Annotated in this window: 25 protein-coding genes; 12 read left to right on the top strand and 13 right to left on the bottom strand. The window is 67.9% G+C overall.

Going from position 1 to position 22,410, the window contains the following annotated elements; genetic code table 11:
• The first annotated feature begins 70 nt into the window (after window positions 1–70).
• Entirely contained in the window at window positions 71–541 is a 471-nt protein-coding gene (locus ACZY0R_RS18470; RefSeq protein ID WP_006158020.1) for an Lrp/AsnC family transcriptional regulator, read from the top strand.
• Window positions 542–550: 9 nt separating this feature from the next.
• On the opposite strand, the gene mdcH is transcribed toward ACZY0R_RS18470, so the two are convergent.
• The 7 genes from mdcH to mdcA are packed head-to-tail and all read right to left on the bottom strand — an operon-like array spanning window position 551 to window position 6,727.
• Complete coding sequence (mdcH, locus tag ACZY0R_RS18475) at window positions 551–1,489, bottom strand: malonate decarboxylase subunit epsilon (RefSeq protein WP_488866028.1); 939 nt, start codon at window positions 1,487–1,489, stop codon at window positions 551–553.
• Window positions 1,486–2,139, bottom strand: a complete 654-nt coding sequence (locus ACZY0R_RS18480; protein WP_488860193.1) for a malonate decarboxylase holo-ACP synthase — start codon at window positions 2,137–2,139, stop codon at window positions 1,486–1,488. Before ACZY0R_RS18480 ends, mdcH begins: the two co-directional genes overlap by 4 nt.
• A 32-nt stretch (window positions 2,140–2,171) precedes the next feature.
• A complete protein-coding gene (gene mdcE, locus ACZY0R_RS18485; RefSeq protein ID WP_488860195.1) occupies window positions 2,172–3,002 on the bottom strand; it encodes a biotin-independent malonate decarboxylase subunit gamma in 831 nt (276 codons plus the stop codon).
• Window positions 2,999–3,850 (bottom strand): biotin-independent malonate decarboxylase subunit beta, encoded by an 852-nt coding sequence (locus ACZY0R_RS18490; protein WP_488860197.1) that lies wholly within the window; start codon window positions 3,848–3,850, stop codon window positions 2,999–3,001. Before ACZY0R_RS18490 ends, mdcE begins: the two co-directional genes overlap by 4 nt.
• Window positions 3,847–4,161 (bottom strand): malonate decarboxylase subunit delta, encoded by a 315-nt coding sequence (locus tag ACZY0R_RS18495; protein ID WP_488860199.1) that lies wholly within the window; start codon window positions 4,159–4,161, stop codon window positions 3,847–3,849. The genes ACZY0R_RS18490 and ACZY0R_RS18495 overlap by 4 nt, the downstream gene beginning before the upstream one ends.
• Entirely contained in the window at window positions 4,161–5,069 is a 909-nt protein-coding gene (locus tag ACZY0R_RS18500) for a triphosphoribosyl-dephospho-CoA synthase (protein ID WP_488860201.1), read from the bottom strand. Before ACZY0R_RS18500 ends, ACZY0R_RS18495 begins: the two co-directional genes overlap by 1 nt.
• Window positions 5,069–6,727: a malonate decarboxylase subunit alpha gene (gene mdcA / locus ACZY0R_RS18505; protein ID WP_488860203.1), complete on the bottom strand. Its 1,659-nt coding sequence runs from the start codon at window positions 6,725–6,727 to the stop codon at window positions 5,069–5,071. Before mdcA ends, ACZY0R_RS18500 begins: the two co-directional genes overlap by 1 nt.
• A 420-nt stretch (window positions 6,728–7,147) precedes the next feature.
• Here mdcA and madL point away from each other — a divergent pair, with 420 nt between their 5' ends.
• Window positions 7,148–7,558: a malonate transporter subunit MadL gene (gene madL / locus ACZY0R_RS18510; RefSeq protein WP_488860205.1), complete on the top strand. Its 411-nt coding sequence runs from the start codon at window positions 7,148–7,150 to the stop codon at window positions 7,556–7,558.
• A gap of 9 nt (window positions 7,559–7,567) precedes the next feature.
• Complete coding sequence (gene madM / locus ACZY0R_RS18515; RefSeq protein ID WP_488860207.1) at window positions 7,568–8,356, top strand: malonate transporter subunit MadM; 789 nt, start codon at window positions 7,568–7,570, stop codon at window positions 8,354–8,356.
• Here the strand turns inward: madM and ACZY0R_RS18520 are convergent.
• The 4 genes from ACZY0R_RS18520 to ACZY0R_RS18535 all read right to left on the bottom strand — a co-directional run bounded on the left by ACZY0R_RS18520 (window position 8,353) and on the right by ACZY0R_RS18535 (window position 12,212).
• Window positions 8,353–9,273, bottom strand: coding sequence for a LysR family transcriptional regulator (locus ACZY0R_RS18520; protein WP_488860209.1), 921 nt, complete (start codon window positions 9,271–9,273; stop codon window positions 8,353–8,355). The two genes, madM and ACZY0R_RS18520, sit on opposite strands and share 4 nt — an antisense overlap.
• A gap of 110 nt (window positions 9,274–9,383) precedes the next feature.
• Window positions 9,384–10,148: an SDR family NAD(P)-dependent oxidoreductase gene (locus ACZY0R_RS18525; protein WP_488860211.1), complete on the bottom strand. Its 765-nt coding sequence runs from the start codon at window positions 10,146–10,148 to the stop codon at window positions 9,384–9,386.
• A 40-nt stretch (window positions 10,149–10,188) separates the two neighbouring features.
• Window positions 10,189–11,367: a thiolase family protein gene (locus tag ACZY0R_RS18530; protein WP_488860213.1), complete on the bottom strand. Its 1,179-nt coding sequence runs from the start codon at window positions 11,365–11,367 to the stop codon at window positions 10,189–10,191.
• 47 nt (window positions 11,368–11,414) lie between these two features.
• Complete coding sequence (locus ACZY0R_RS18535; protein WP_488860215.1) at window positions 11,415–12,212, bottom strand: crotonase/enoyl-CoA hydratase family protein; 798 nt, start codon at window positions 12,210–12,212, stop codon at window positions 11,415–11,417.
• Between the two features lie 447 nt (window positions 12,213–12,659).
• Between ACZY0R_RS18535 and ACZY0R_RS18540 the strand changes: the two genes are divergently transcribed.
• From ACZY0R_RS18540 to ACZY0R_RS18565, 6 genes are all read left to right on the top strand, one after another.
• Window positions 12,660–13,121 carry a MarR family winged helix-turn-helix transcriptional regulator gene (locus tag ACZY0R_RS18540; protein ID WP_045237275.1) on the top strand — a complete coding sequence of 154 codons (462 nt, stop codon included), beginning with the start codon at window positions 12,660–12,662 and terminating at the stop codon, window positions 13,119–13,121.
• Window positions 13,122–13,125: 4 nt separating this feature from the next.
• Entirely contained in the window at window positions 13,126–15,189 is a 2,064-nt protein-coding gene (locus tag ACZY0R_RS18545; protein WP_488860217.1) for an FUSC family protein, read from the top strand.
• Window positions 15,190–15,234: 45 nt separating this feature from the next.
• On the top strand, window positions 15,235–15,444 hold the full coding sequence (locus ACZY0R_RS18550) for a DUF1656 domain-containing protein (protein ID WP_035869418.1): 210 nt from the start codon (window positions 15,235–15,237) through the stop codon (window positions 15,442–15,444).
• Window positions 15,441–16,367 (top strand): efflux RND transporter periplasmic adaptor subunit, encoded by a 927-nt coding sequence (locus ACZY0R_RS18555; protein WP_488860220.1) that lies wholly within the window; start codon window positions 15,441–15,443, stop codon window positions 16,365–16,367. Before ACZY0R_RS18550 ends, ACZY0R_RS18555 begins: the two co-directional genes overlap by 4 nt.
• Window positions 16,364–17,818, top strand: coding sequence for an efflux transporter outer membrane subunit (locus ACZY0R_RS18560; RefSeq protein ID WP_488860222.1), 1,455 nt, complete (start codon window positions 16,364–16,366; stop codon window positions 17,816–17,818). The genes ACZY0R_RS18555 and ACZY0R_RS18560 overlap by 4 nt, the downstream gene beginning before the upstream one ends.
• Before the next feature lie 114 nt (window positions 17,819–17,932).
• Complete coding sequence (locus tag ACZY0R_RS18565) at window positions 17,933–18,745, top strand: MetQ/NlpA family ABC transporter substrate-binding protein (protein WP_441629244.1); 813 nt, start codon at window positions 17,933–17,935, stop codon at window positions 18,743–18,745.
• 118 nt (window positions 18,746–18,863) lie between these two features.
• On the opposite strand, the gene tolA is transcribed toward ACZY0R_RS18565, so the two are convergent.
• Window positions 18,864–19,580 (bottom strand): cell envelope integrity protein TolA, encoded by a 717-nt coding sequence (tolA, locus tag ACZY0R_RS18570; RefSeq protein WP_488860224.1) that lies wholly within the window; start codon window positions 19,578–19,580, stop codon window positions 18,864–18,866.
• Window positions 19,581–19,952: 372 nt separating this feature from the next.
• Here tolA and ku point away from each other — a divergent pair, with 372 nt between their 5' ends.
• The 3 genes from ku to ACZY0R_RS18585 all read left to right on the top strand — a co-directional run bounded on the left by ku (window position 19,953) and on the right by ACZY0R_RS18585 (window position 22,087).
• Window positions 19,953–20,846 carry a non-homologous end joining protein Ku gene (gene ku / locus ACZY0R_RS18575; protein WP_488860226.1) on the top strand — a complete coding sequence of 298 codons (894 nt, stop codon included), beginning with the start codon at window positions 19,953–19,955 and terminating at the stop codon, window positions 20,844–20,846.
• Window positions 20,847–20,853: 7 nt separating this feature from the next.
• Window positions 20,854–21,660, top strand: a complete 807-nt coding sequence (locus tag ACZY0R_RS18580) for a MerR family transcriptional regulator (protein ID WP_488860228.1) — start codon at window positions 20,854–20,856, stop codon at window positions 21,658–21,660.
• Window positions 21,661–21,775: 115 nt separating this feature from the next.
• Window positions 21,776–22,087: a hypothetical protein gene (locus tag ACZY0R_RS18585; protein ID WP_052685916.1), complete on the top strand. Its 312-nt coding sequence runs from the start codon at window positions 21,776–21,778 to the stop codon at window positions 22,085–22,087.
• 75 nt (window positions 22,088–22,162) lie between these two features.
• Here the strand turns inward: ACZY0R_RS18585 and ACZY0R_RS18590 are convergent, their stop codons facing one another.
• On the bottom strand, window positions 22,163–22,402 hold the full coding sequence (locus ACZY0R_RS18590; protein WP_488860230.1) for a DUF2789 domain-containing protein: 240 nt from the start codon (window positions 22,400–22,402) through the stop codon (window positions 22,163–22,165).
• Between the last annotated feature and the right edge of the window lie 8 nt (window positions 22,403–22,410).

A 22,410-nucleotide genomic window follows, 5' to 3' on the forward strand; every position in this document is an offset into this window, starting at 1 on the left:
ACCGAAGTCAACTGCAAATCCCGGTTGCTGCGGCATAGAATGCTGCTATTCGAAAAAGTGGGGGCGCAACGTGCTGGACATTGACCTGGACGCCACGGATATCCGGATTCTCAACGAGCTGCAGCGAGACGCCAGCCTGACCAATGTGGAGCTGGCCAGCCGCGTCAGCCTGTCGCCCTCGCCGTGCCTGGCGCGGGTCAAGCAGCTGGAAAAACAGGGCGTGATCTCGCGCCGGGTGACGCTGCTGGATGCGCGCCGGCTCGGCCTGAAGGTGGTGGTGTTCATCCAGATCTCGCTGGACAAGCAGCGCCGCGAAACGCTCGATGCCTTCGAGCGGCGCATCACCACCTTGCCGCAGGTGATGGAGTGCTACCTGATGTCGGGCGATGCCGATTACCTGCTGCGCGTGGTGGTCGCCGACGTGGAAGCGCTGGAGCGGCTGATCATCGACCAGATCACGCGCATCCCCGGTGTGTCCAGCATCCGTTCGAGTTTTGCGCTCAAGCAGGTGCTGTACAGCACGGCATTGCCGCTGGGCTGAAGCGCTGGCTCAGGAGGACGCCCGCAGGGCTTCGCGTGCCGTGAGCGCCACCACGCTGTCGATGCGCGTGTCGGCACAGGCCACGGCGATGCCGTCGGACAGCAGGGGCGCGGCCAGCCGCGTCAGCACATTGCCGGGCGGCATCTCCACCGCAAGGCGCACGCCGCATTCGCGCGCCAGCAGCATGGTCTCGTGCCAGCGAACGGGCACGGCGAGGTTGCGCGCCAGGTCGGCGCCGATGCGGGCGGGGTCGCGCAGCTCGCGCGCCGCGCTGGCGCTGAAGTAGCGCAGGCGCGGCCGGTTGAGGCGCACGTCGGCGAAGGCATGAACGAGCGCGTCCGCCGCGCCGTCGAGCAGGGCGCAGTGCGAAGGCACGCTGATGGCGATGGGTTTGGCCGCATGCGCGCCGCTGTCCATCGCCAGCTCCGCGACGCGCGCCATGGCCGGTGCGGCACCCGCGATCACGAACTGGGCGGGCGCATTGAGGTTGGCCAGGTAGACCGGCGACGCTGGCCCGTGCACGTGCGCGATCGTGCGCTCCAGCGGGCCGAGTTCTATGCCCAGGATCGCCGTCATGCCATAGCCGTCCGGATACGCCTGCTCCATCAGCTGGCCGCGCAGCGCAACCAGCCTGAGCGCATCGGCATAGTCCAGCACACCCGCGCACACCGCGGCCGGATAGGCGCCGATCGACAGGCCGGCCACGGCATCGGGTTTGGCTCCCTCGGCAAGCAGGCAGCGCGCCATGGCCACGCCGGCGATAAGCAGGCTGAGCTGCACGGCCACGGTGGAGGCGAGTTCGGCGGCACTGTCGAGCGCGAGCGCATCGCGCCCGAGTGCGTCGCCGGCTTCGTCGAGCGCGCCGCGCACGGTCGGATGAGCGGGCAGCGCGTGCAGCATGCCGGGACGCTGGGCGCCCTGGCCGGGGAAGGTGAACAGCGTGCTCATGGCGTGCCCATGCAAATCCGGGGGTGCCATGGATCTTCGCTCATGACGGGACCGTTTGCCGTCTTGAGCAGCACGCGGCCGCCCGTGCGTGCGCGTTCGCGCAGCGCGAAGGCGCCGAAGGGCGTGGATACCTGGATGTCGATGCGGGTATCGGTAGCGTCGAGCAGGGCGGTGAGCGCCCGTTCGGTGCCGGTGGCAAGCGGCACGGTGGCGGTGACGAGTAGATCGAGATCGCTGCCGGCATGCAGCACATCGATGCCCGAGGCGAGCGTGAAACCGGCTCCGCCCGTCACGCCCCAGTTCACCTGCGCATCGTCCAGCAGCGGCGCCACGCGAGCGAGCGCGGCCAGCGCCGGCAATTCCCGGCGGCGCGGATGGTCCCGCCAGCGCGCCTGCCGCGCGATCATGCCCGGCGTCACCACGCGCGCCACCTGCGTATCGGGCAGCCACGCCGCGTGGCGCTGCGCGCGCGTGGTGCCGCGCAGCCCGACCGGGACGCGGGCACCGTCAAGGCGGTCGCGCCGCACGACAAGCGGCGCGCGCGCCAGCCATTCGACCGTCGCCCAGGCAGGCAGCGCATTGGCACCGGCGAAGGCCTGCGGGTCGGTGAGCCACAGCAGGTCGTGCGGCAGCAGCGTGCGTGCGGTCATGTCGTTGCCCTGCGTTGCGGCATGCCCTGGCATCAGTCCTGCCACTGCTGCGCGAGTACTTCGCGCACGCGGCCGGAGGCCTGCCGGTTTTGCCCGCCGAGGCGGCTGCGCAGATCGGGCTGCGGGTCGGCCTGGATATCGGCCAGCGCCGCCAGCAGCGCGCCATGCACGGCGTCGAGATCGGCAGCATCCGGCTGCGCGGCGTGTTTCACGCCGATCCTCTTCCACAGCAGCCCCAGCGTGGCGTAGTTGCCGATGTCGTACGCCATCGGCGGCACGCTGGCGGCAAAGCTCTCCAGGTCCTCCACGCTGCGCATGGTGATGCGGGCGGCGGCCTGCTTGCCCATCGCGTGCACTTCCACGCCGGCATCGTCCAGCGCGATCAGGCGATTGGCCTGGTAGCCGTGCGCCAGGAAGGCCCCGGACATGGCGCGCCCGACCAGCAGCGCGATCACGGGATGCCCTTGCAGCCGCGCCGTGGCGTAGGCGCCGGCCGCGCCGGCCAGGGCCTGGTGGATGCCGAAGGCTTCCTCGCGCCGGCCATAGGCCTGGCTGGGTGTATCGACGATGGCGACGATGGGCCGCCTGATCGTGGCGTCGCGGTCGGCCTGCACGACTTCATGCACCGCCTGCGCGAGCGACCAGCCTTCGAGCAGGCCCACCTCGCCGCCGCGCACGCGCGGGTAGGCGTTGGCGGCGTCGGGCACCACCGCGATAAAGCGTGCCGGCCGGCCGCCAAGCTCCGCGTCGGCAACCTGCACGGTGGCGGGATAGCCGGGGCGGCGCGGGGCGTTGCGGGTCAGCGCCGCGAGCCAGGTTTCGCCTCGGCCTTGGGTGCTTGCTGTACTCGTGCTTGTACTCATGACTTTGCTCCGGGTGCGTAGATGGCGCGGACGGTCTCCGGCTCCGGCTGTCGTGCCGGATCGTATTCGGCCAGGCATTGCAGGTAGTGCGCGTGGCGTTCGCTGCGGTGCGCGGCCGGCACGCCGCCTGCCAATAGCGCTTGCACGGCGGCACGGATGGCATCGCTGTCGTCTTCGACGTAGCGGTCGGCCAGGCCGGTGGCGATGCGCTGCTCGCCGCCGGTAAAGCTCCAGATAAAAGGCCGGTCGCGCGAATCGTATTCAGCGACGCCCGCTTCCTGCTCGATCACCTGTGGGCCGTTGAGGCCCAGCCGCGCTTCGCGCGTCACCACCAGGTAGCTGCACAGCCCCGCCGCGATCGACATGCCGCCGAAGCAGCCCACCGTCCCGGCGATCACACCCACCACCGGCTGGTAGCGGCGCAGGTCGACAATGGCCGCGTGGATGTCGGCGATGGCGGCCAGTCCCAGGTTGGCTTCCTGCAGCCGCACGCCGCCGGTCTCGAACAAAATCACGGCGCGCGTGGGCACGCCGCGGCGGTTGTCCTGCGCGGCAAGTTCCAGCGCGCCGGCGATCTTGGCGCCGCCCACTTCGCCCAGGCTGCCGCCCTGGAACGCGCCCTCGATGGCGAGGACCACGGCGGGTTGTCCGCCGATGCGGCCCTTGGCCACCACAACGCCGTCATCGGCCTGCGGCACTACGCCCTGGCGTTCCAGCCACGGCGAGACCAGTCGATCGAACGGGCCCGCCAGTTCGCGGAAGCTGCCGGGATCGAGCAGCGCATGTGCCCGTGCGCGTGCGCCCAGCTCGACAAAGCTCTCGCGCGTCAGTAGCGATGCGTGGTTCATGATGGCTCCCCGCCATCGGCGCCGAGCGCTTCGAAGGCTTCCGCCAGCCGCATGCCCACCACCCCCGGCGTGGCGCCGAAATCGTGGATGCGGATGCGCATGGCGGCGCGCGGCCCGGCGCTGAACACGCGCGAGAGCTGCGCGTCCCAGACCTTGCCGTAGCCGTCCACCGAGGTGGTGACATGGATGGTGGTGGTGCCGGATGTACCGGGCTCGACCATCACTTCAAGGTCGCCGGAGCCAACCACGCCTACCAGCACGCGCTGGCTTGCCGGCGCACCGGCGGGATATTCGAACTGGAGCTGTTCCATTAGTTGTCTCCTTGCACGGGGCAATGGACCGGGGGCGTCGCGGACGGCAACCGGTCCAGGAAAAAAGTAGCGGCGAGCAGATCGGCCGCGCCGCCGGGCGAGGCGTTGCAGGCCAGCATGCCGGCTTCCAGGCGGCGCAGCAGGCGGCGTCCGGCGAGCGTGGCGATGCCGCCCGCCGCGAGCACCTGGCTGGCGCCTTCCTGCATCAGCGCGAGCCCTTCGCGGCCGGCGCGGGCCAGCACGCAGGTATCGTCGAGGCGGCGCATGATCGCCAGCAGCGCGTTGACGCGCGCGCTGGGCTCCGCGTCGCCGCGCGCGCGGCTGCGCTGCAGCTCAGGCAGGCCGGCGCGCAGCACATGCGGGAAGCCAGCCTGCGCCTGGCCGCGCGCGCCGCTGACGCCGTAGTCGATGCACGCGCGTTCGCCCTTGTTGCCGGTGCGCGCGGGGCGATGGCGGTCGGGCAGGCGCGCGATGGCGCCGGCGGTGCGTGCTACGGCATGCGCACTGCGCTTATCCCGGTGCAGGCCAGCCGCGCCCACCAGCAGGCCCAGGCTCCATATCGCGCCGCGATGCGTGTTGATGCCGCCGGTGGCGCGCAACATCGCGGCCTCGGCGTCCCGGCCGAGCGCGCCCAGCCGCTCGCGTAGCGCCACGCCGGGCCGCGCGGCGCGCATGCCCGCCGCCGCCATCTCGGCGAAGGCGGGGTGCAGCGCGCGCGCCGAGATGCGCATCAGGTCCAGGTTGAGATCGGCATGCGCGCCATTGCCGCGGCTATCGACCAGCCCGGGCTTGGGCGACAGCGCGGCCTCGTCGATCAGCGCGCTCACGGCGAGATCCGCCAGCGCAATCGCTTCCGGTTCGAAGGCGCCATCGATGCCCGGCCCGGCAAGCCATGCGGGGCTCGCCATCACCAGCTCCGGAACCGTGCGGGCGGCTCGTACAGCCCGCCCGACCAGTCGACCAGGTCGGCCATGCTCTTTGCCGCGAGCAGCGAACGGGTCGCCTGGCTGCGTTGCACGCCGAGGTCCTCCGGCAGCGCAATCAGGCCGTCGCTGCGCATGCGGCGCGTGGTGCCGGGGTCGTGCCGCAGGCCGACCGGCGTCACGCCGGCGACCGCTGCCAGCATGGCGCGGCGTTCTTCCAGCGAGCGCGCCTTGTAGAGATACGCGATGCCTTCCTCGGTCAGCACATGGGTCACGTCGTCGCCGTAGATCATCACCGGCGCCAGCGGCATGCCGCTGTCCTTCGCCACCTGCACCGCGTCGAGCGATTCGACGAAGGTCGGCTTGCCGCCGGCCTGGAAGGTTTCCACCATCTGCACCACCAGCTTGCGGCCGCGCGCCAGCGGATCGTCGGTCTCGATCAGGTCCAGCCAGGCGGGCGTGGGGTGACGCCGCCCGCCGGGGTTGTGGCCCATGTTTGGCGCGCCGCCAAAGCCGGACAAGCGGCCGCGCGTGACTGTGGAGGAATGGCCGTCGCCGTCGATCTGCAGCGTGGAGCCGATGAACAGGTCCACCGCGTACTGCCCGGCAAGCTGGCAGAAGGCGCGGTTGGAGCGCATCGATCCATCGGCGCCGGTGAAGAACACATCGGGCCGAGCGGCCACGTAGTTCTCCATGCCGAGTTCGCTGCCGAAGCTGTGCACGCTTTCCACCCAGCCGGATTCGATGGCGGGAATCAGCGTGGGGTGCGGGTTCAGCGTCCAGTACTTGCAAATCTTGCCCTTGAGTCCGAGCGACTCGCCGTAGGTAGGCAGGATCAGTTCGATGGCCGCGGTATTGAAGCCGATGCCGTGGTTGAGCGATTGCACCTGGTGGCGCTCGTACACGCCGCGGATCGCCATCATCGCCATCAGCACGTGCACCGGCTTGATCAGGCGCGGATCGCGCGTGAACAGCGGCTCGCAGAAGAAGGGCTTGTCCGCCTGCACCACGTAGTCGATCCACGAGCCGGGGATATCCACGCGGGGCAGGCCGGCGGGGTCGTCCACGATCTCGTTGACCTGGGCCACCACGATGCCGTCGCGGAAGGTGGCGGCCTCCACCAGCGCGGGCGTGTCCTCGGTGCTGGCGCCGGTGTAGAGGTTGCCGTCGCGGTCGGCCTTGTAGCCGGCGATCAGCACGATGTTCGGCGTCAGGTCCACATAGAGCCGCGCGTACAGCTCAATGTACGTGTGGATGGCGCCGACTTCCAGTTGCCCGTCTTCCAGGAACTGCGAGATGCGCAGGCTCTGCGCGCCGGCAAAGGCAAAGTCCAGCTTCCTGGCGATACCGCGCTCGAACAGGTCGAGGTGTTCCACCCGGCTCACGCTCGGGATGATCATGTGCAGTCCGTGCACCTTGGCCGGGTCCACCCCGGCCAGCGAGCGCGAGAGGAAATCGGCCTGCTTCTGGTTGTTGCCCTCTAGCACCACGCGGTCGCCCGGCGCGGTGATGGCTTCGAGAAAAGGGATGATGTCGGCGGTGGGCACGACGCGGCCGCTGGCAAAGGCGGCGCCGCGCTCGAGGCGGCGGCGCTTCTCCGTGCGGCGGGTGTCCCACTGTCTGTCCGTGGCTGGGTTCGGCATCGCGTCTCCGGTGTGCATTGATGCGGGTGATGGCATCAAGATACGTACGGCGTGCGGCACAAGCAATGACGCTGCCCGCGGCATCGTTACTCTAGGTGTAAGTGTTGGCGGCACGACATGCAAGCCGTTCACTCTCACTGCGTGCGCACCGCGCGCCGCCGCGCGGCGGGCAAAGGCCTGCCCGGTCACTGCGGGCATCCACATCTGCTGGCGCGACGTTAATCCCATGCTAACGATTCACTGCCCGGGTTGATTGATGCGCTGCGGCGGCTCGCCTAGATTGCATCCATACCGGACGGATGTGCGCGCGCAAGCCCGCTCCCGGCACCGGCGGACCCGCCGCCCATAGAGCGGGCCAACCCACAAACCTAGAACCAGCCTGCGCGCAAGCACGCGGACAGGCCATCAGGAGACAGCACCATGATCATCTACGGAACCGCCTTGCTGGCGCTCTGCCATCTCGTCGGCCTGTTCCTTGGCGAGTTGCTTGGCATGGCGATCGGCGTCAAGGCCAACGTGGGCGGCGTCGGCATCGCGATGCTGCTGCTGATTTCGATACGGCTCTACCTGCACGGGCGCGGCCTCTTGCCCAAGGAGACCGAAGCGGGTGTCGGCTTCTGGGGCGCGATGTATATCCCCGTGGTGGTGGCGATGGCTGCGCAGCAGAACGTGGTGGCCGCGCTGCGCGGCGGGCCGGTAGCCCTGATCGCGGCAATCGGCGCGGTGGTGGTGTCGGCCTGCTGCATCGCCGTGCTCAGCCGCACCGGCAACCACGCGCCCTTGCCGCCGCTGCCGTCACCTGAAGCCACCCCCAGCCACGCTTCGCACTGAGAGGCCGCCATGTCCATTTCCACCGCACAATCCATTCCCCACCTGCTGGATACCATTCTGCTGCAAAACGGCCTGGTCACCGCCTTCGCTGCCGTCGGCATCGTCATGTGGTTGTCCTCGCGGCTGTCGCGCTGGCTGACCTTCGGGCGTGTCCATGCCTCCGCCATTGCCATCGTGATAGGCCTGCTGCTGGCCTACTACGGCGGCATCGCCACCGGCAAGGAGAAGGGCCTGGCCGACATCTCGCTGTTCTCCGGCATCGGCCTGATGGGCGGCGCCATGCTGCGCGATTTCGCCATCGTCGCCACCGCGTTCGAAGTGCAGGCCACCGAGGCGCGCAAGGCGGGGTTGGTAGGCGCCATATCCCTGCTGCTCGGCACCATCCTGCCGTTTATCGTGGGCGCCGCGGTGGCGCGCGCGTTCGGCTACAGCGACGCGGTCAGCATGACGACCATCGGCGCCGGGGCGGTGACGTATATCGTGGGGCCGGTGACCGGCGTCGCACTGGGCGCCAGCTCCGACGTGATCGCGCTGAGCATTGCCACGGGGCTGATCAAGGCCATCATCGTGATGGTGGGCACGCCCATGGCGGCTGGCTTCCTGGGGCTGAACAACCCGCGCGCGGCGATGGTGTTCGGCGGGCTGGCGGGTACTGTCAGCGGTGTATCGGCGGGGCTGGCGGCGACGGATCGCAGGCTGGTGCCTTATGGCGCGCTGGTGGCGACGTTCCACACCGGGCTGGGGTGCTTGCTGGGGCCGTCGTTGTTGTTTCTGGCAACCAAGGCGGTGGTGGGTTAGTCCGGCTGCGGCGCCCGCATCGCCAACCTGCACACCGCCGCCAGCGCCAGCAGGTTCGGATCCCGCTCGCGCCGCCGCAAGAAGCTCAGCCCGATGGTCTGGCGCAGCCGGTATTGCGAGGACAGCGGGATCAGCGTCACCTTGTGCGGGAACACGTCGCGCACGCGGCCGGGAAGCAGGGCGTAGCCCACGCCGCCGCTGACCAGGTTCATCAGCGAGAAGATGTCGCCCACCTTCATCACCACATTGGGCGTGAAGTCGGCAATGCGGAAGGCCTCCATGAAGCCTTGGTAGGTGATGAAACCTTCGCTGAGGCTGACGAAGGATTCGTCCCGGCATTGGCGCAGGTCGATGGATGCCTGCCGCGCGTAGGGCGAATCGGCCGGCGCGGCGAAGTAAATGTCGTCTTCGAACAAGGGAATGGACTCGATCTCCGGATCCGGCTCTGGCATGGCCATCAGCGCCGCGTCGATGGCGCCTTGCTTGAGCTTGAAGAGCAGGTCCGCGTTGGAACCCAGCACGAGTTCCGCCTGCAGTTCCGGCCGCCTGACCTTGATGCCGATCACCACGTCCGGCACGGTGCGGATGGTCAGCGAATAGAGCGAGCCGATTTTCATGTGATCGGCCGAGTACCCGGCGGCCTGGCGCGTGGCGCGGATGCCGTCGGCCATGGTCTTGATCACATCGTCGGCCACATCCGCCAGCACATGCGCGGCCTCGGTCGGCAGCAGGTTGCGCCCTTCGTGGCGGAACAGGGCGCAGCGCATGCCTTCTTCCAGCGAGTGCAGCGCGCGATGCACGCTGACGGTGCTCACGTCCAGCGCCTCGGCGGCTTTGGCGAGGTTGCCGGTCTCCATATAGGCAAGCAGGACTTCCAGCTTGCGGAAGGTGATTTCTTCGTTGATCCGGTTTCGCATAGGAGGCGCGGCGTTCGTGCGGGCGGTGGCGGTGACCGGAGCATGATAACCAGATTCGAAGCCGCGCGGCCCCGTGGACAGCACCGGGGCCTCGCAAGCGGCGCTTTGGTTCAGCGCGGCGTCATGCGGATCGCGCCGTCCAGGCGAATGGTCTCCCCGTTCAGCATGGCGTTCTCCAGGATATGCAGCGCGGTCGAGGCGAACTCATCCGGCATGCCCAGCCGCGCCGGGTGCGGCACCGACGCGCCGAGCGAGGCGCGCACGTTCTCCGGCAGGCGCGCCAGCAGCGGCGTATCGAACAGGCCGGGCGCGATCGTGCAGACGCGGATCATGCGCTGTGCCAGGTCGCGCGCCGCCACCAGCGTCATGCCGACGATGCCGGCCTTGGCCGAGGCGTAGGGGATCTGCCCGATCTGCCCTTCGTAGGCGGCTACCGACGCCGTCAGCACGCAGGCGCCACGCTCGCCGTCGACCGGTTCGTTGCGGGCCATGCGCGCCGCCGCAAGACGCAGCGTGTTGAAGGTGCCGACCAGGTTGATGCGCACGATCGACTCGTACTTTTCCAGCGAGCCGGGCTGGCCGTCCTTCTCGACCAGGCGCACCGGGCCGCCCACGCCGGCGCAATGGATCAGCGCGCGCATGGTGCCGAGCGCGTCCGCCGCGTCGAACACGCGGGTCATCTGCGCGGTATCGCAGACATCGGCCTGGACAAAGCGGGCCAGCTCGCCGAGTTCCCGCACGGCGGCGGCGCCATTCTCTTCGGACAGGTCGGCGATCACCACGGCCACGCCGCGCTCGGTGAGGCGGCGGGCGCAGGCGAGGCCCAGCCCCGAGGCGCCCCCGGTGACGACGGCGGACATATTGGCAAGTTTCATCTGGTCTCCTCGTTCTTGGTATGGATGCACAGGTGCCGGCTCAGAGCCGTTCGATGATGGTGGCGTTGGCCATGCCGCCGGCCTCGCACATCGACTGCAGGCCGTAGCGCTCGCCGCTGTCTTCCAGCGCGTGCAGCATGGTGGTCATCAGGCGCGCGCCCGAGGCGCCCAGCGGATGGCCAAGCGCGATCGCGCCGCCGCGCGGGTTCAGGCGCGCGGGATCGGCGCCGAGCGCGCGCTGCCAGGCCAGCGGCACGCAGGCAAAGGCTTCGTTGATCTCGTAGTGGGAAATCGCATCGAGGCCAAGGCCGCTCTTTTCCAGCGCGCGCTTGCTTGACGGGATCGGAGCGGTCAGCATGGTCAGCGGGCTGTCGCCGCACGCATCAAAGGCCACGAAACGCGCCCGCGCATTCAAGCCCAGGCGCGAGGCGGTGCGCTCGCTCATCAGCAGGATGGCACAGGCGCCGTCGCTGATCTGCGAGGCATTGCCGGCGGTCACGTGCCAGCCGATCTGCGGGAAGCGCTGGCCCAGCGCCTCGTCGCGAAACGACGGCGCCAGCGTGGCAAGGCGCTCGGCCGTGGTGGCGGGGCGGATGGTTTCATCGTGCTGGACCAGGCCGGCGGCGGTGCGGATCGGCAGGATCTCGCGGCGGAAGGCGCCAGCTTCTTGCGTCTGGTGTGCGCGCTGGTGTGATTGCGCGGCGTAGTTGTCGAGGTCGCCGCGCGACAGTTCCCACTGCGCCGCGACCAGCTCCGCCGCCACGCCCTGCGACACCAGCCCGGGCGCGTAGCGCGCCTCGAAGGACGGCCCGTAGGGGTTCTGCCCGATGCGGCCGGAGCCCATCGGCACGCGGCTCATCGATTCGATGCCGCAGGCGATCACGATATCGTAGGCGCCCGCCATGATGCCTTGCGCGGCAAAATGCACGGCCTGCTGGCTGGAGCCGCATTTGCGGTCGATGGTGGTGGAAGGCACATGCTCGGGAAAGCCGGCCGCCAGCCACGCGACGCGGCCCGGCGTGGCGGACTGCTCGCCCACCTGGCTGACGCAGCCGGTGATGACGTCTTCCACCAGCCCTGGGTCCAGCTTGTTGCGTTCCACCAGCCCGGCCAGCACCTGCGCCAGTAACTCCGTGGGGTGCAACTCGGTAAAGGCCGAGCCGGGCTTGGACCGGCCCATGGGGGAACGGATGGCGTCTACGATGACGGCTTGCTGCATGGCGGTGCTCCGGATGTGTGGTGGATGGAAGTTGGTGTGGTGCCGGATCAGCTGCCGGTGAACGCCGGCTTGCGCTTGTCCAGGAAGGCGGAGACCGCTTCCCGATGGTCCGAGGTCTGGTGCGACAGCGCCTGGAAGCCGGCTGACAATTCCAGCAGTGTATCCAGCCGCGTGTGCAGCGCTTCGCGCAGCAGGCGCTTGGCCAGCCGTACCGCATGCGGCGGATTGGCGGCGATGCGCTCCGCCAGTTCATTGGCCGTGGGCAGCAACTGCTCCGCCGGCACGACGCGCGAAACGAGATTCCACTCCAGCGCCTGGCGCGCATCGATGACCTGCCCGGTAAAGGTCAACTCCGCCGCTCGCGACAGCCCGATCACGCGTGGCAGCAGCCACGCGCCGCCATCGCCCGGAATGATCCCCAGTTTGACGAAGCTCTCGGCAAACTGCGCCTGCTCCGAGGCAATGCGCATATCGCACATGCACGCCAGGTCGAGGCCCGCGCCCATGGCCGCGCCATTGACGGCGGCAATCACCGGCACCTCCAGGTTGAACAGCGCCAGCGGCAGCCGCTGGATGCCCAGGCGATAGTCCTGGCGAATCTCCATGCCTGGCACCTGGCCGGAGGCCTGGCGCTCCATGTCGCGGATATTGCCGCCCGATGAGAACGCGGTGCCGGCGCCGGTGATGATCACCGCGCGCACGCTGGTGTCGCGGTGGATGCGGTCGATGGCATCCAGGAAGTCGGCCACCGCGGTATTGCCGGTGAGCGGGTTGCGCCGGTCGGGCTCGTTCATGGTCAGGGTCACGATGTGGCCCTGTTGTTCGTAGCGCAGGAAGCTGGTCATGCGGAGTCTCCTAGTTGGCGTGTCAGGGGTGTCAGGCGTGCCTGGTTGGCCTTGCTCTGGTCACGAATGTCATGGCATTGGGAATGCCGGCGCGATCGGTGCCGGTGTCGGGTGGGAACGACACCACCAGCCTGATGGGCCGCTGCGGGTTGCCGGCGCGCGCGGCGCCGGTTCCCAGCACGAGTGCGCTGGCGGCGGACAGGGTGCATCGGGTCTCCTCTTGTACCCCGGCTCCGGGGCCGGGTTTATCCCAAAAGGCTAAGGGAGCGTGCCGCTGGGTGTCCAATATTCATTTCAGCGGCAGTGATATCCCACGGATATCGGTGGCAGCATGCGTGCACCGCCACCTGGCAGCTCATGTGATGCATTCTTCGCGTGACGCAATACGATATTGCTTCGCATGGTGATCATTTGCATCCTAACTATATGGCTGCTATCATTTAGTCCATGCCTCCTATCGACGCCCTCCGTTTCGCCTTTACCGGGCAGCTCATGCTGGCCGGCCGCCAATGGCGCCAGATCTCACAGGGCGCCGTCACTGCCTACGGCATTTCCGCCGCGGCCGCCGGGCCCTTGTTGTTTATCCGCCGCCTTGGCGGCGGTGTGCGCCAGGTCAGGCTGGCCGACTATGTGGGGCTCGAAGGCGCATCGCTGGTGCGCTTGCTCGACCAGCTCTGCGCCGCCGGCTTGGTGCGCCGGGAAGTCGACGCGAACGACCGCCGGGCCAATACGCTCTGGCTGACCGACGCCGGTGACGCGCTGGCCGAAAAAATCGAGATCGAACTCAAGCAAGTGCGCGCCACGGTTTTCGCCGACATCAGCGAACAGGATTTCGAGGGCGCCATGCGCGTTCTCGACGCACTTGCACGCGCCGCCGAGTCCGCGCCCAATACCGCTTCCGGGTCCTGAGAACATGTTGAGCTGGCCAACCGGAAGAGACTGGATCTTTTCCTTTAAAGCCTTTGCAGCGGCCATGCTGGCGCTGTTCATCGCGCTGTACCTCGGTCTGCCGCGCCCCTACTGGGCGATGGCTTCCGTGTATATCGTGGCGCATCCGCTCACCGGCGCGACCCGCTCCAAAGCGCTGTACCGCGTGCTCGGCACGCTGCTGGGCGCGGCCGCGGCGGTTGCCATGGTGCCGCCGCTGGTCAATGCGCCGGTCTTGCTGATGGCCGCGGTTGCGTTGTGGATCGGGGTCCTGCTCTATATCGCCCTGCTGCACCGTACGCCGCGCAGCTATGTGTTCATGCTGGCGGCCTATACGCTGCCCATGGTGGCGTTGCCTGCCGTGGGCGATCCCGGCAGCGTGTTCGACATCGCGGTGGCGCGCGCCGAGGAAATCTGCCTGGGCATCCTGTGCGCGAGCATCGTCGGCTCGACCGTCTTCCCGGCCAAGGTGGCCACGGTGCTCGGCCAGAGATCCGCGCAATGGCTGGCCGATGCCGCGTTGTGGGCCACCGATATGCTGTCCGCGCTGCCGGCCGCCAAGGTCTCGCGCCATCACAGCCGGCACAGGCTGGCCGCCGACATCCTCGCGCTCGACCAGTTGATCAGCCAGCTTTCTTACGACGCCGAAAGCGCCGCGCGCGTGAAGCACGCGCAGGAGTTGCGCGGCCGCATGACCATGCTACTGCCCGTGCTGTCGTCGCTGGCCTCTGTGGTGGAGGCGCTCCACCAGCACGCGGCGGGCGTGCCCCGCCGACTGTCGCAGAACATGGCGCTGGTCTCGGCGTGGATCAGGGAGGGCGCGCGAGCGCCGCTGCCCGCGTTGCAGTTGTCTGCTGCCGCGCCTGTCGATGACGCGGGTCTCGATGCCGGCAGCGCCGGCCCGGACTGGCACGCCGCGCTGGCCGCCACCGCCGAAGGCCGTTTGCTCGAACTGATGGAGCTATGGCAGGACTGCGTCTCGCTGCAGCGCCGCATCGGCGAGGCCGCGCCGCAGGGCGACTGGACGCCAGTGTTCCAGCGCTGGGGCGTGGGCGCGGCGCGGCACTACGATCACGGCATGCTGCTGTTCTCCACCGCCACGACCGCCCTGGCCATCTTCTGCATGGGCCTGGTCTGGATCTGGACGGGCTGGGCGGACGGCGCCGGCGCCGTCGCGCTGGGCGCGGTGTCCTGCTGCTTCTTTGCCGCGATGGACGAGCCGGCGCCGATGATCCGCTCCTTCTTCCGCTGGAACGTGGTCTGCCTGGTGCTGGCAACGGTCTACCTGTTCGTGGTCCTGCCCAACGCGCATGACTTCGAGATGCTGGTGCTGATGTTCGCGGCGCCTTACCTGCTCATCGGCCTGATGATGGCGCAGCCGCGGCTTGCGCTGATCGCCATGCCGCTGGCGGTGGTCACGGCCAACGATATTGGCCTGCAGGGCGCATACAACGCCGACTTCAATGCCTTCTTCAACGGCAACGTGGCGGGTATCGCGGGCATCCTGTTCGCATTGGTGTGGACCCTGGTGGCCCGCCCCTTCGGCACCAGGGCGGCGGTGCGCCGGCTGGTGCGCGCGAGCTGGGGCGACATTGCCCGCAATGCCACCGGCCGCGAACCCGGCGAGCACGCCAACCTGCGCGCCCGCATGCTGGACCGGCTGGCGCAGATCGTGCCGCGGCTGGCCGCCAGCGAGGATGAAACCACCAGCGACGGCTTCACCGAAGTGCGCGTCGAACTCAGCACGCTGGCGCTGCAGCGCGAGCTGCCCGCGCTGGCGCCGGAACACCAGCGCGCCGTGCGGCGCGTGCTGCAGGGCGTGGCCAGCTACTACCAGGCACGCCTGGATGCCAGGGCCGAAGTCCCGCCGCAGGTGCTGCGCGACAGGATGGGCAACGCGATCCGCAAAGTGGCCTCGCGCGCCGACCAGGCCTCGCGCGAGGCGTTTGCGGCGCTGGTGGAAATGCACGTCGCCTTGTTTTCGGCAGCGCCCCTGGCCATGAGCCCGGCCGTGGCCCAGGCCGCAAGCCCGGCCGGAATCGAGAAATGAGCATGGAATCGATCAATAAAGCGAGCAATACAGCGAGCAAGAGCTATGAGCGGTGAAGTCGACGTCTATGGTGTGTTTGTCCCGAGCCTGCTGGCGTGGATGCTGGTGGCTTTCCTGATCACCGCCTGCACGCGCGCCGTGCTGGCGCGTGTGGGTTTTTACCGGCTGGTCTGGCACCGGTCGCTGTTCAATCTGGCTTTATACGGGATCGTCCTGGGTGGCACCGTCTACCTGGCCTATCGGCTGCAGTCATGAAACTCAATCTTCGTACGCTTGGACCCATCGTCCTCACCCTTGTCGTCACCGCGGTCGCGGTCGTCGTCGTCAAACACCTGTGGGACTACTACACGGTCGCGCCATGGACGCGCGACGGCCATATCCGCGCCGACGTGGTGCAGATCGCGCCTGACGTGTCCGGCCTGGTGACCAAGGTCCTGGTCAAGGACAACCAGCGCGTGCAGCGCGGCCAGCCGCTGTTCGAGATCGACCGCGACCGCTTCGCGCTGGCGCTGCAGCAGGCGCAGGCCACGGTGGCCGCGCAAAGCGCCACGCTTGCCCAGGCCCGCCGCGAGGCGCGGCGCAGCCAGACGCTGTCCGAGGTGGTTTCCAAGGAAGTGGTGGAAGAAGGCCTGGCCAAGGTCCAGCAAGGCGAAGCCGCGCTGGCGCAGGCACAGGCGGCGGTCAACATCGCCAGGCTCAACCTGGAGCGCACCATCGTGCTCAGCCCGGTGGATGGCTACCTGAACGACCGGCTGCCGCGCCTTGGCGACTACGTCAACACGGGCCGCCCGGTGCTGTCGATGGTCGATGCGAATTCCTTCCACGTGGAAGGCTATTTCGAGGAAACCAAGCTGCACGGCATCCATATCGGCAATCCGGTGGAGATCCGCATCATGGGCGAATCCGGCGTGCTGCATGGCCATGTGCAAAGCATTGCCGCCGGCATCGAGGACCGGGACCGCAGCAACGGGTCCAACCTGCTGCCGAACGTGAACCCGACCTTCAACTGGGTCCGCCTCGCGCAACGCATCCCGGTGCGCATCGTGCTGGACAATCCGCCCGCCGACCTGCGGCTGGTAGCGGGCCGCACCGCCACCGTATCGGTGCGCGAGCTGGCCGGCAAGGACAAGATCGCGGCCTCGGGCCAGGGTGCCGCAACCCACGGAGCCGTGCAGTGAACGCCTTGCGCCTAGCCTTGCTGCCGGCCCTGGTGCCGCTGCTGTTCGCCTGCACCACCGTCGGCCCCGACTACCACGTGCCGGAAAATGCGACCGTAAACGCGCCCGCCGCCAATGGCCCCTTGCTCGGCACGGACAACCCGGCCGTGTCGATCGGCGCCGTGCCCGACGGCTGGTGGCGCCTGTACGACGACCCCAAGCTCGACAAGCTGGTGCAGGAAGCGCTGACCGCCAATACGGATCTGCGCGTCGCCGCCGCCAATCTCAAGCGCGCCATCGCGGTCTATCACGAGGTGGAGGCGGAGAACCTGCCCGAGGCCCATTTCCTGGCCGGTGCGCAGCGTGGGCAGATCGCCGGAGAGCCGCTGCTCAAGGAAGAGAAGATTCCGGTGATGAACTTCGGCGACGTCGGCCTTAACGTCTCCTACCTGATCGACTTCTTCGGCAAGCTCGCACGCGCGGACGAAGCGGCGCTGGCCGGCGCGCAGGCCAGCCAGGCTGCGCTCGACCAGGCGCGTGTGGGCGTGGTCGCGGAGACGGTGCGGGCCTATGTGCAAGGCTGCGCCGCCACGCATGAACTGGAAGTCGCCGAGCACCAGCTCGAGTTGCAGCGCCGCGGCGTCGAGCTGGCGCGCAAGATGGTCGACGCGGGGCGCGGCCAGCCGGTCGACCTGTTGCGCTCCCAGGCCCAGGCCGACACGCTGCGCGCTGCATTGCCACGCTTCAAGGCCGAGCAGGAAGGCGCGGCGTACCGCCTGGCGGTGATGCTGGGCAAGCCGCCCACCGCGGCGTCGCTGACGGAGTACGCCTGCCATGAAGAACCCAGGCTGAGCCAGGCCTTGCCCGTGGGCGACGGCGCCGCGCTGCTCAAGCGCCGGCCCGACGTGCGCCAGGCCGAGCGCGAACTCGCATCGGCCACGGCAAAGATCGGCGTCGCCACGGCGGATCTCTATCCGTCCATCCGTATCGGCGCTTCCGCTGGCTTTACCGGCATCCTGGACCATCTTGGCCAGGCGCCGACCGCGCATTGGGGCTTTGGCCCGCTGATCACCTGGAACATTCCGACCAGCGGCACCCGCGCGCGCATCCATGGCACCGAAGCCGGCGCCGAGGCGGCGCTCGCACGCTTCGACGGCGTGGTGCTCAAGGCACTGCGCGAAACGCAGTCCGCGCTGAGCAGCTACACGCGTGAGCTGGAGCGCACCGCGGCCCTGCGCGATGCCCGCGACAAGGCCGACGAGGTGGCGCGGCAAAACCGCCAGCTCTACCAGGCCGGCCGCTCGCCGTACCTGTCCAGCCTCGATGCGGACCGTACGCTGGCCAGCACCGAAGCCTCGCTGGCCGCGTCGGAAAGCCAGGTCGCGCTGGATCAGATCAACCTGTTTCTCGCGCTTGGCGGCGGCTGGCAGGATGCGCCGAAAGTGAAGACGCAGGCGATGGGCGGGGATTGAGCGCACGGCGAGCGCCCGTTTACACTCTCATGCCCGGCATATTGCCTGGCCGAACCCGCCGGATCAGCCGAACCAGTACAAAGCGTACAAAGAGTACAAAGGAATAGCAGCACCATGTTTTATCCCTCGATCCAGAAAACCCTGTCCATCGCGATCGCCACGCTTGGCATCGTGGCCTCGGGCGCCGCGCCGGCGCAGGAACAGACCTTGCGCGTCGGCACGGTCAGCGGTCCGGATGCGCAGGTCTGGCAAGTGGTCCAGAAAGTCGCCAAGCGCGAAGGGCTGAATATCAAGGTCGTGGAGTTCAACGACTATGTGCAGCCCAATGCCGCGCTCGACGCCGGCGACCTCGACGCCAACAGCTTCCAGCACCAGCCCTATCTCGACAGCCAGGTCAAGCAGCGCGGCTACAAGATGGTCAGCGTGGGCTACACGTACATCTCGCCGCTGGGCATCTACTCGCAAAAGCTGAAGTCGCCCAAGGACCTGCCGCAAGGCGCCAGGGTGGCCGTTCCCAACGATCCCTCCAACGAGAACCGCGCGCTGCTGCTGCTGGCTGCGCAAGGCGTGATCAAGCTCAAGAGCGGGGTGGGCACCAATGGCGTCAACGCGACGCCGCTGGACGTCAGCGACAACCCGAAGAAGCTGAAGATCGTCGAACTCGACGCGGCGCAACTGGCGCGTGCGCTGCCCGATGTGGCGGCGGCCGTGATCAACACCAACTACGCGCTGGCCGCCGGCCTGCAGCCGACCCGCAACGCCATCGCGCTGGAAGACATCCACAGCCCGTACGCGAACATCATCGCGGTGCGCACCCAGGACAAGGACAAGCCGTGGGTGAAGAAGCTGGTGGCTGCCTACCAGTCGGAAGAGGTGAAGCAGTTCATGAAGAACGAGTTCAAGGGCGCGATGGTGCCTTCGTTCTGAGTGCGCGGGCGATGCGGGGGCTTCCTTAGTCCCGCGCTGGCTTGCCAGGACAAAACCCCCTCCGGATCCTGCGATCCGGAGGGGGTTTTTCGTTGGGCCTTGCAGTCTGGCTGCCTGCCTATTCCCTCGGCATAAAGGTGATGATGACCTTGGCGGGCGCCAGGCCGTTCTCGTCGCGCGGCAGCGGATCGGATCGCTCCACCGCGCGCAGCACCGCGTTGTCCCAGCCGGCATTGCCGCTGGACTTGGTCAGGCGGGCCGACAGCAACGAGCCATCCGGCGCCAGTTGCACCGTAACCACCGCGGCCGGGTTGCCGGCCACCTCTTCGGCGAAGATGATGTTCGGCTTGACGCGGCGCCGCACGCGGTCCGCGTAGCCGGGCGACGCAGCGCCGCCCGCGCCGGCGCCGGTGCCCGCACGGTTGCCCACGCCACCGGTGGTGGGGGCGCTGTTGGCCATGGCTTTCAGCCGTGCCAGTTCGCTCTGGCGCTGTTGCTTGAGGGCCGCCTGACGCTCGCGCTGCTCGGCCTGTCTGGCTTCTTCCGCCGCCGCGGCCTGGCGGCGCTTCTCCGCCTGCAGCGCGATATCGGCGTTATCCTCTGGCGCCGGCTTGACCACGGTTTCGGGATTCGGCTGGACCACCGGCTGGGGTTGCGCAATGTCGGGAACACTGTCCCACAATTCGGCTTCCACGCCCGCTGGCGTGCGGCTTTGCCAGTGCACGCCGTAGTAGAGCAGGATGCCCAGCAGCAGATGCATGAACAGAGCCAGCAGGAAACATTTCAGCGTTCCCCGCTCCTGTACCAGTTGATACGGATAGGCGTTGGGCTTCATGGTGCGGGCTGGCCAGAGGCCGCCGGTGTTCCAAGCGGTGTTTCTCTGGCATCACTCTGCGATCAATATGAAAGGAGTCTTCGCGATGGTTTGTGCACGAACCCGCGCATAGGATCCTCTGCATGGAGCTTAGGTCGGCATTGGCTGCCTAGGCAAGCGCGATTCCGTGGGGCTGCTGCCGCCACTGCCGGACTCCGTCCATTGCAGAATCTACATATCCAGGCCGCTGAGCTTGCACGTCGAGACATCGTGTCCACGCCACAAAAAGTGGCGAGTCTGCCGCCACGTGCATTCGTGCTTTCAACCCTTTGCCGGGCACGGTCTAAGCTATATGCGAAAGATCCCGCTCCCGTCCTCGCAGGGTGATCCATCATGGCCGCTCGTTCCATCGCTTCCCTTTCCCTCAGCTTCGGGCTGGTCTCGATTCCGGTCAAGGTGTACACCGCGACGGAAAGCCAATCCGGGGTGAGCTTCAACCTGCTGCACAAAGGGTGCGGATCGCGCCTGAAACAGCAGTACATCTGCCTGCGCGAAGATGTGGTGGTGGAGCGCTCCGAGATGGTGAAGGGGTACGAGTTCGAGAAGGATCACTATGTGGTCTTCGAGCCGGAAGAGCTGGATGCGCTGGAGGCGGAGGCCCGCCATACGATCGACATCGTGGCGTTCGTGCCGGCCGGCGCGATCGATCCGATCTACTTCGACAATGCCTATTACCTCGGCCCGGACAAGCGCGGAGCGAAGCCATATGCCTTGCTGACCGAAGCGATGCGCCGGACCGGCACCTGCGCGCTGGCCCGATGGGCGTGGAAAGGCAAGCAGTACATGGTCCAGGTGCGGCCCGGCGACGATGGCCTGATCCTGCAGCAGTTGCTCTATGCCGACGAAGTACGTCCCATGGCCGACCTGCATGTGGAGAAGGCGGATGTACAGCCCGCGGAGCTGGCGCTGGCGCAGCAACTGATCGAGCAGAATTCGGTGGGCAGCTACGACCCCGCCGCCTACGCGGACGAAGAAAAGGCGCGGGTCCTCGCGGCCATCGACAAGAAGATCGCCGGCAAGAAGATCACCGTGACGGAACAACGCGAAGCCACGCAGGGCGCGGAAGTCATCGACCTGATGGCAGCGTTGCGCGCCAGTGTGCAGCAGCGCAAACGCGCAGCCGGGAAAGCGGCCGCGGCGCCGGATGCGTCGAAGGCACGCAAGACCGCGCGCCGCGCCACCGCGCCCGCGCCGGCACCCGCGCGCCGCGCGGCAGGCAAGAAGTGACCGGCAGATGACGCTATATACGTTGCGCGAGGTCCAGGCCATGCTCGGCATCCCGCGCTCGGTTGCCGCCAGGCTGATAGCGGATGGCGTGGTCACGCCAAGCCGCGGTGCGCGCCGCGAATACCTCTTCACCTTCCAGGACATGGTGATGCTGCGGACCGCGAACTCATTGCGCGAGGCGCAGATCCCGAGCCGCCGCATCTCGCGCGCGCTTTCGAAACTGAAGGCCTCCAGAGGACAGGAGGCACCGCTGACCGGCGTGCGGATTCGCGCGATCGGCAACGAGGTGGCGACCCGCGACACCGTCAGGCAGTGGCGGGCGGAATCGGGCCAGCTGCTGATGGATTTCGAGCCGGATGAGGCTGGCGCTGCCGCCGTCCATTCCCTGCATCAAGCCCCTTCCGCCGAAGCGAGCATCTGGTTCCAGACCGGTTGCAAGCTGGAAGCCGAGGCGCCTGGCGAAGCGGAGCAGGCATATCGCCGTGCGCTCTCAGCCGATGGGAGCTATCTCGAACCCTATCTCAACCTGGGGTGCATGCTCTGTGCCGCCGGCCACTTCGGAGAGGCGATCGCGCTCTACCGCTGCGGGCTTGCGCATCTGCCGGACGAACCGCTGATGCACTTCAACCTGGCCGTCGCGCTGGAAGACGATGGGCTGCAGGCAGAGGCGCTGGCCAGCTATGGGCACTGCATCGAACTCGCCCCGGAGTTCGCGGATGCCCACTTTAATGCAGCGCGGCTGTATGAAACCTTGGGGGACGATATGCGTGCGATCCGGCATTTCAATGCATACCGGAAGCTGCAGCCGCGGTGAATGCCCGCCGCGCGTGGCGCCGGCGGCGCTCGCCATCGGATGCTTCCGCACGGTTCCCCGCTTTGAAAAAGCGGCGGCCATTTTGTAGGATTAACGCAAAGGAGGGGCTGGGACCATGAATCACGAAGACATGGCGAGCGCACCATACCCGGCAGGGCAACCGGTCGTCGGCGACGTGGTTGCGGTTGGCGCCATCCGCCCGCAGGCGGGCGACCTTGTGACAGTGCGAAGCCGGATCGATCCCCAGGTGGAATTCAATACGCGCCTGACGCTCTCGGTGCCCGACGGCACCTGGAAGGCTGTGGTCTTCAGTATCGAGCGAGCCGGCCAGCGGCTTGCGGAATTCGGCGGAGTCAGGCTGGAGGACGAGGTCGAGATCTCGATGGATCACTTCGCCTCCGTGCTCAGGTGCATGCCTGCGCATTGAGAGGCCGCCAGCGCCGCACTGCCACGGGCCGTACGCATCCTTCAGGGTAGATTCGCCCCGCGTGCCGGGATGTTGTCATTTCGAGGATCGCAGGGCCACATTCAGCTGGTCAACCACTTCCGCCCAATCGGCGTCCTCCAGGATTTCGTCCTGCAGCAGCGCCGCCTGGGCGGGCGTCCAGAACGGTGCGTCCGCGAGCGGCACGTCGTCGGCTAACGGGGAATGCGTGGCGATGAAGATCCGGATCTCCGCTTCGCTGGCCGGCAATCCCAGTTGCGCGAACAGTTCGGAAAAGTGATGAAAGCCCTGGTCCATGATGGTTG

This window comes from Cupriavidus sp. F041 (genome assembly GCF_057814235.1).

Bases quoted from the DNA above. Each gene is read 5' to 3' on its own strand.
- mdcH (WP_488866028.1), bottom strand. From the start codon at position 1,489: ATGAGCACGCTGTTCACCTTCCCCGGCCAGGGCGCCCAGCGTCCCGGC.
- ACZY0R_RS18480 (WP_488860193.1), bottom strand. From the start codon at position 2,139: ATGACCGCACGCACGCTGCTGCCGCACGACCTGCTGTGGCTCACCGAC.
- mdcE (WP_488860195.1), bottom strand. From the start codon at position 3,002: ATGAGTACAAGCACGAGTACAGCAAGCACCCAAGGCCGAGGCGAAACC.
- ACZY0R_RS18490 (WP_488860197.1), bottom strand. From the start codon at position 3,850: ATGAACCACGCATCGCTACTGACGCGCGAGAGCTTTGTCGAGCTGGGC.
- ACZY0R_RS18495 (WP_488860199.1), bottom strand. From the start codon at position 4,161: ATGGAACAGCTCCAGTTCGAATATCCCGCCGGTGCGCCGGCAAGCCAG.
- ACZY0R_RS18500 (WP_488860201.1), bottom strand. From the start codon at position 5,069: ATGGCGAGCCCCGCATGGCTTGCCGGGCCGGGCATCGATGGCGCCTTC.
- mdcA (WP_488860203.1), bottom strand. From the start codon at position 6,727: ATGCCGAACCCAGCCACGGACAGACAGTGGGACACCCGCCGCACGGAG.
- madL (WP_488860205.1), top strand. From the start codon at position 7,148: ATGATCATCTACGGAACCGCCTTGCTGGCGCTCTGCCATCTCGTCGGC.
- madM (WP_488860207.1), top strand. From the start codon at position 7,568: ATGTCCATTTCCACCGCACAATCCATTCCCCACCTGCTGGATACCATT.
- ACZY0R_RS18520 (WP_488860209.1), bottom strand. From the start codon at position 9,273: ATGCGAAACCGGATCAACGAAGAAATCACCTTCCGCAAGCTGGAAGTC.
- ACZY0R_RS18525 (WP_488860211.1), bottom strand. From the start codon at position 10,148: ATGAAACTTGCCAATATGTCCGCCGTCGTCACCGGGGGCGCCTCGGGG.
- ACZY0R_RS18530 (WP_488860213.1), bottom strand. From the start codon at position 11,367: ATGCAGCAAGCCGTCATCGTAGACGCCATCCGTTCCCCCATGGGCCGG.
- ACZY0R_RS18535 (WP_488860215.1), bottom strand. From the start codon at position 12,212: ATGACCAGCTTCCTGCGCTACGAACAACAGGGCCACATCGTGACCCTG.
- ACZY0R_RS18540 (WP_045237275.1), top strand. From the start codon at position 12,660: ATGCCTCCTATCGACGCCCTCCGTTTCGCCTTTACCGGGCAGCTCATG.
- ACZY0R_RS18545 (WP_488860217.1), top strand. From the start codon at position 13,126: ATGTTGAGCTGGCCAACCGGAAGAGACTGGATCTTTTCCTTTAAAGCC.
- ACZY0R_RS18550 (WP_035869418.1), top strand. From the start codon at position 15,235: ATGAGCGGTGAAGTCGACGTCTATGGTGTGTTTGTCCCGAGCCTGCTG.
- ACZY0R_RS18555 (WP_488860220.1), top strand. From the start codon at position 15,441: ATGAAACTCAATCTTCGTACGCTTGGACCCATCGTCCTCACCCTTGTC.
- ACZY0R_RS18565 (WP_441629244.1), top strand. From the start codon at position 17,933: ATGTTTTATCCCTCGATCCAGAAAACCCTGTCCATCGCGATCGCCACG.
- tolA (WP_488860224.1), bottom strand. From the start codon at position 19,580: ATGAAGCCCAACGCCTATCCGTATCAACTGGTACAGGAGCGGGGAACG.
- ku (WP_488860226.1), top strand. From the start codon at position 19,953: ATGGCCGCTCGTTCCATCGCTTCCCTTTCCCTCAGCTTCGGGCTGGTC.
- ACZY0R_RS18580 (WP_488860228.1), top strand. From the start codon at position 20,854: ATGACGCTATATACGTTGCGCGAGGTCCAGGCCATGCTCGGCATCCCG.
- ACZY0R_RS18585 (WP_052685916.1), top strand. From the start codon at position 21,776: ATGAATCACGAAGACATGGCGAGCGCACCATACCCGGCAGGGCAACCG.
- ACZY0R_RS18590 (WP_488860230.1), bottom strand. From the start codon at position 22,402: ATGGACCAGGGCTTTCATCACTTTTCCGAACTGTTCGCGCAACTGGGA.